We start from the raw sequence: 6,437 nt of genomic DNA on the forward strand, positions 1-6,437 counted from the left end.
GATCCTGATTCAGGTTCCACTTCGCGGAACAATGAATTAACCTTAATTTAACAGGATTCTAAACAGCTATTCAGGGTTTAACCACTTACATACGTATGCAAACTTTCCATATTTGGCGAAGACACTACGAAAAAGCAGCAATCCTGTTGCGGCAACGGAGAAATTCACTAGAATAAAAAATAATCATGCAGAATCAATATGTTGTTTTATTCAATGGCGGTTAAATTGGGACAAAATTTATCGCAAAATGTGCGTTCAACTGGCAAGCGAATGTTACCCGCCATAATATTCCTGATCTTGCCCTTTTTTGCTCAACCGGAACCCCAGGTAATCAGCATCGCATCCAGCCTGAATGACTATGACATCAGTACCTATCTCGATGAATTTAAACAACAATCCGGGATAGATTATGAGTTTGTCGCGTTGGATACAGCCGATCTAAAAATGGAATTAATCATCCGCGCTGACACCAAAACATTGCCCGATGCGGTGCTGGTACCGGGAGATTTATTGGGGCTGGAAATGGTTAATTTCAGCGAAATCCCACAAAGCTGGCTCAGTCCCGCCCTGTCCAGTAAAAGCTTACTACATAGCCGTGTTAAAAATCGGTTAATGGGTATCCCGTTTATCGCCGGCAATCACTTGCTTTTGTATTACAACAAACGTCTGGTATCTGAACCGGCATTAAACTGGCAACAATTAAGTGCTCAAAAAAACACAATACCGACAGGGGCTGATCTGATTGCCTGGAGTTACAATGAAATGTATTGGTTTATTCCGTTTCTGGGGGCATTTGAAGCACTCCCTTATGAAAACGGAAACGTCAATTTAAACGCTCAGGGTACTGCAACCGCTCTGGATTTTTATCGGGGCCTTGCGACATCCGGTATAGTGGCACCGGAATGTCATTATCAATGCAGTTTCGATAAATTCGTTGCCGGTGAAGTCGCTTACATGATCAATGGCAGTTGGGCGCTAAACGGATTTACCAAAGCGCTGGGCAACGACCTGGGTATTGCGCAGTTGCCGCAAATCCAGGGAAAGGTTATGAAGCCCTACTCTTCAGTTTTTGCTCTGGCCTTTCCGGGCAATTCCGCAAGTTCAGAAAAACAGGACGCACTAAAGCAGTTAGCGATGTTTTTACAATCTGACCAGATTCAACGCAGAATCTGGGATGAGTACCAGTTTTTACCCGCCAACAGCAGTATTCAGAAGCAAATTCAGTTGCAGAGTAACGACAACATCAGCCAGTTTATTATGCAACTGGACAATGCCAGCCCATTGCCCACCGATCCGGAAATGTCGATTATCTGGGAAGCGTTGGTTATGGGCTTTAATCGTCATCAGGGTGGTGCATTAAATGCCAGCCAGGCTTCGGAATATATGCAATACGTAGCAGAAAAAACGCGGCGAGAATTATATTGAAGCATCAAAAGCCCTCGATTCACAAAATGCTGCTGTTTTCAGTAACGACAATTATCGCCGTTCCGCTGCTGATTTCCTATGGTTACTTCTTACGGGATTCCTACCAGTCGGGAATGGAAAAAGCCCAGTTTTCGGTGCAAAAGGAACTGGACCGTGAAGCCTATGAATTACGTAGCGCTTTATTTCAACTGCAATATCAGGTTGCCTCATTCACCCGAAATAAAGCCATTGGGGAGCTGGCGGTAAATATATTGTTTGCCCAATTTGCGCAAAAGCAAATGCAACGGTTAGTTGAAGATAATTCTTTTGTTCGTGCTGCGTTTATCACCGATGGCTCCCCATTTATTATCGATGGCTATCCCAACAGCACTTACAGAATAAATGCCTCAGGGATTAAGGAGATAACCCAGGACATCATGGATAATGGTCAGGAGATGGAATTGCCCTTGCTGTTAACTGTCAGCAATGAGCTGCTGGGTGAGCCAGATTCTGCTGCTAATCACACCCGGTTGTTCTTTGTCATGCCATTAAAAAAAGAGACCGGATCAATAGTTAACCCCTATCGAGTCACATCGGCGTTTTTCGTGGAAATCGCTCTCAATACCGCAGAAGCATTATTTGATTCGCCAAACACACAGTCCACCTTGTATTTTGGTTCAACGGTGGTATTGCAGCACGGCGCGCTTCCTGCTGGAAAACTGGTCAGTGCCGGTCAGACCATTTTTGGCAGTAATCTCGACTTTCATAAAAGCAGTGAACTGACCCTACAAATCTCGTTATCGCAGCAGTCCTTTTTGCAGCGGTTTCAGGAAAATGTATTTTATACCTTGCTGTTTACCATACTGGTCATCGCTATCTCTGTGGCTTTGATAATGCGCCTGTCTAATCGGGTAAAATATCCGCTGGTGGAGCTTACCCGTACTGCGAATAAGTTTGACCAGGGCGATTATCAACCCTATTTGAAAGATCAGGAGTTTGTCGAATTTGAACAGGCGATCAATGCCATGAACAGCATGGCTGCCACAATAAGCCGACAAATCAGCAGCCTGAAAGAAGCCAAGCTCACCGCCGAGAAGTCAGAACAAATCAAAACGCAATTTTTGGCCAATATGAGTCATGAGATCAGAACGCCCATGAATGGCGTTTTAGGATTGCTGGAAATTTTAGACAACAAGGTCAGCGACAAAGAACACAAACAGTTGGTACAGCGCATCACTGAATCAGCTAAGACCTTACTGACAATTGTCAATGACATACTGGACCTCTCGAAACTGGAAGCCGGAAAGCTACAAATAGAATCAATACACTTCAATGTAAAGCAACTCCTGCTCAATGTCGTCAGAACCTTTAACCACACAGCCAAAAGTAAAGATATAAAGCTGACCTTGCGCAGTAAGGATATCAGCCAGGACTGGTGGCAGGCTGACCCCACGCGAATCACCCAGATTCTCAATAATCTGGTATCCAATGCGCTGAAATTCACCGAACAGGGTTCTGTGAGTATTGCCGTAGAAGAGGTGAACCAAAACGACAAACTGTTTTTGCGATTTATTATTACGGATACCGGTATAGGGCTGAGCGACGAGCAGCGTTTGCGGCTGTTTAACAAATTTGAACAGGCCGATAACTCCACTACTCGCAAATATGGCGGCACGGGCCTGGGACTGTCGATATGTAAATCGTTAGTGGAAATGATGCAGGGTGAAGTATCAGTGCAAAGTACACCAGGCCAGGGCAGCGAATTTAGCTTCACGGTGCAGGTGGAAAAAGGCGAAGCTCAACTGGCAGAAACGGACGCAGCAGATGCCCCGGATTTTAGCGGCTTCAACGTACTGGTGGCCGAAGATAACCCCATCAACAAAGATATTTTGCGCTACCTGTTGAGCGAAACCGGCATCAACGCGGTATTCGTCGACAATGGAGAGAAAGCCGTCGATGCAGCTAAGCAATTAAGCCCTGATGTGATTTTAATGGACGTGCAAATGCCCGTCATGAGTGGCCGGGACGCCGTCATTGCCATCAGAAACGCAGGCCTGACTATGCCTATCATTATGCAAACAGCCAACGTAATGACCGAAGAGGTGAATTCTTATATCCAGGCCGGTGCTCAGGCTCATGTCGGTAAGCCAATCGATAAGCGAACCCTGTATAAAACCCTGTCCCAGTATTTACGGACGCCCCAAAATTAACAGATATCGGTCAGCGCCGTTTCAACACCACTATGGTTGTTCTAACTCTTCCACATAGCGTTTTGGCGTCTTATCAAACTCAGCTTTAAAACACCTTGAAAAGTAAGACGGTGAATTAAAGCCAACATCGTAAGCGACTTCGGTAACCTGGCGTCCTGCCAGCAACAAATCCCGACTTTTTTGCAATCTGTACTTGCGCAGATACTCAGAAAAGTTGTAATCCACCAAAGCGGACAGCTTGCGGTTGAGTTGTCTTTCACTCATCGCTAACTGACTGGCGGCCTGGGTACGAGTGAAATGCTCATCCTTGAAATGCTGTTCAACAACTTTTTCAAAACGATGAAAAAACTCCTTGTCGCGTTTACTCTGAAAACTAATGGCCTCCTGATTTTTCGTGGCTAAACTATTGTGAAGTTCAGAGGTATGCTTTTTACGTAAAATATCCCTAATGGTAAGCAACCTGGAAATTCTCAGTTTAAGCTCTTTTAATTTGAAGGGCTTCGTCAGGTAGTCATCAACATGCTCTTCCCAGCCTCTCATTCGGCTGAGATCATCCCCTTTCGCAGTCAGTAAAATGATAGGAATATGAGACGTTGCCATGTCAGAGCGAATCGCATTGGACAATTCGTAGCCGTCCATTACCGGCATCAGGATATCCGACAAAATGAGATCCGGAATATTATCCTGTGCTTTTTTGAGTCCCAGCTCACCATTTTCAGCGACGTCTAATTCATACTCCTCAGAAAGTGATTCAACGATAAAATTTCGCAAATCGGGGTTATCTTCTACCACCAGAATTTTGAACTTTTCACTATTGTTTTCACTGCTGTTCTGCTGTTTGTCTTCTGTAATGGCTGAATCCATTGACTGAGGTGAGGTGACATTAAGTTCTGAGTCCAGAACCTGAACCTGTGACACCTGGGTTACGGCTTCGTCTTGAGCGACATTGTTTTGAAAGCTCACTGTGAAAGTGGTCCCTTCGCCCAACTCAGATTGCACGGCAATAACACCATCATTGCTTTCGACGATTTGTTTAACCAGTGCCAATCCAATGCCACTACCTGGTATATTTTCACCAGCATCGAAACGCGTAAATCGCTGAAACAACAGCTCCTGATTTTCCTCGCTAATTCCCTTACCATTGTCACTGATAATTAAATTAACCCGTTGCTCATCCTGATTCGCAGAAACACTTATTTCAGTACCAAATCCGCTGTACTTAATGGCATTTGAGATCAGATTCGACACAACCAATTCCAGTGTATCTTCGATAAGCTTTAGCCGTACAGGTGCTATGTCATTGATAATCAGTTGCTGTTGATTGTGCTCCAGCAAACTGGAAAATGAGGACGCAATCACCTCTACAGAGGCTTTAAGGTCATAGACCTGTCTGGGTAACGAGCTGCTGGTCTCAAATTTGGCCAGTTCTAAAATTTGATCAACCAGACCTTGCAGGCGAGCCGTATTTCGGCGCATCACGGCCACATGATTTAACGATGCCGGCTCTTTTAGCTTTTCTGCGATTGCATCCAAAGGCCCGGAAATCAAAGCCAGAGGCGTTCTGAACTCGTGGGAAACATTGGCGAAAAAAGTCTGTTTTTGCTGTAACAATTTTGAAATCGTATTGGTTCGCTCCCGGACTTTCTCGGTTAATTGCTCGTTAATTTCCAGTAGCTTTTTGTTGCGATACCAGGAAATAAAGTAAATCAGCGAAACTAACAAAACCAGATAAGCGATATAGGCCCAGACAGTTTTCCACCAGGGCGGGGTCACATTTATGGTTAAAGAGGTGGTAGGCTGAATTGCATTGCTTCTTGGATCAACAATTCTGGCCTGAAACTGATATTCGCCGGGCGGCAACGTAGTATAAGAAGTACTATGTTTATTGACTTCAAGCTGTTCCCACTCATCACTTAAGCCTATCAGACGGGTTTCGTATTTTAATCGCCCTTCTTCAAGAATATTATTGTGGCTCAGATGTATTTGCAGGACTATATTGTCATAGGGAATATTCAATGCGCTGTTGAGCGTTTCCTTACTGTTGGGTGATACACCTTTGTGATCACTTAATATGTAACTTAACTTAGTTATTGTGGTCTCAGTTTTTGAACGCCGTTTTAGCTCAAAAAATGCCTTCGCTTCTCTCGTGTCAATTCTTACAATGCCTTTGTTTCCTGGTAAAATAATTTCCTCATTATTTAACATTAAGGAAACGTCTGAAGAGAACTCGGTACTAAATATACCTTCGGATTCTGTAATTTTAGACAGGTCCTGTGACTCCAGGTCATACAAAAATAGTCCTCTGCTTGACGCTATCCATAAATTGTTAAATGTATCAACTTCAGCTGTTCGAACATTTCTGATTTCTGTAGTACCGGGATGGAACTCTTGATATGACATAGATTCAAGATCAAATAGGAAGGCTTTGTTTCGCCGTACACAGATTAAAAACAAATCTTGGCGAAGTTGCTCAATGCAATCCATAAACGCATTTTCAAGTGGAGATGGAGCATTGATAATTGAATTCTGCCTTAAGTCGTATATGAATACTCCGTTATAAGCAGTTAATATTAAGACCTGTTCATTTTCCATTTCGAGCATTTCTATGACAACTATATCGTCAATCACTTTGCTAAACTGGGTGTCAAAACTCCCTATATAAACCCCTTTTTCCTGGCCAAAATCTGTACCTAACAGATAATTTCCATTTTTTAATTTCAATATTTCTGAATAGTTAGTTTGAGGTGTCCCCCTGTGTCAGGATAGTTGTCGCCTCAGTTTTTCGTATTGTTAGACAGGGGGTGGATGACAGGTTTGAGTGAA

3 protein-coding genes are annotated in these 6,437 nt (G+C 43.7%); 2 read left to right on the forward strand and 1 reads right to left on the reverse strand.

The genetic code is table 11. The features are described 5' to 3' along the window. The first annotated feature begins 198 nt into the window (after positions 1-198). Together AC0J20_RS08440 and AC0J20_RS08445 are read left to right on the forward strand one after the other, a co-directional pair. Positions 199-1,425, forward strand: a complete 1,227-nt coding sequence (locus AC0J20_RS08440) for a sugar ABC transporter substrate-binding protein (protein WP_473021347.1) — start codon at positions 199-201, stop codon at positions 1,423-1,425. Continuing rightward, complete coding sequence (locus tag AC0J20_RS08445) at positions 1,422-3,614, forward strand: ATP-binding protein (protein WP_473021348.1); 2,193 nt, start codon at positions 1,422-1,424, stop codon at positions 3,612-3,614. The genes AC0J20_RS08440 and AC0J20_RS08445 overlap by 4 nt, the downstream gene beginning before the upstream one ends. A 30-nt stretch (positions 3,615-3,644) precedes the next feature. On the opposite strand, the gene AC0J20_RS08450 is transcribed toward AC0J20_RS08445, so the two are convergent. Next, on the reverse strand, positions 3,645-5,630 hold the full coding sequence (locus tag AC0J20_RS08450; protein ID WP_473021349.1) for a hybrid sensor histidine kinase/response regulator transcription factor: 1,986 nt from the start codon (positions 5,628-5,630) through the stop codon (positions 3,645-3,647). Between the last annotated feature and the right edge of the window lie 807 nt (positions 5,631-6,437).

It is taken from the genome of Planctobacterium sp. R6, assembly GCF_055755215.1.

Bases quoted from the DNA above. Each gene is read 5' to 3' on its own strand.
- AC0J20_RS08440 (WP_473021347.1), top strand. From the start codon at position 199: ATGTTGTTTTATTCAATGGCGGTTAAATTGGGACAAAATTTATCGCAA.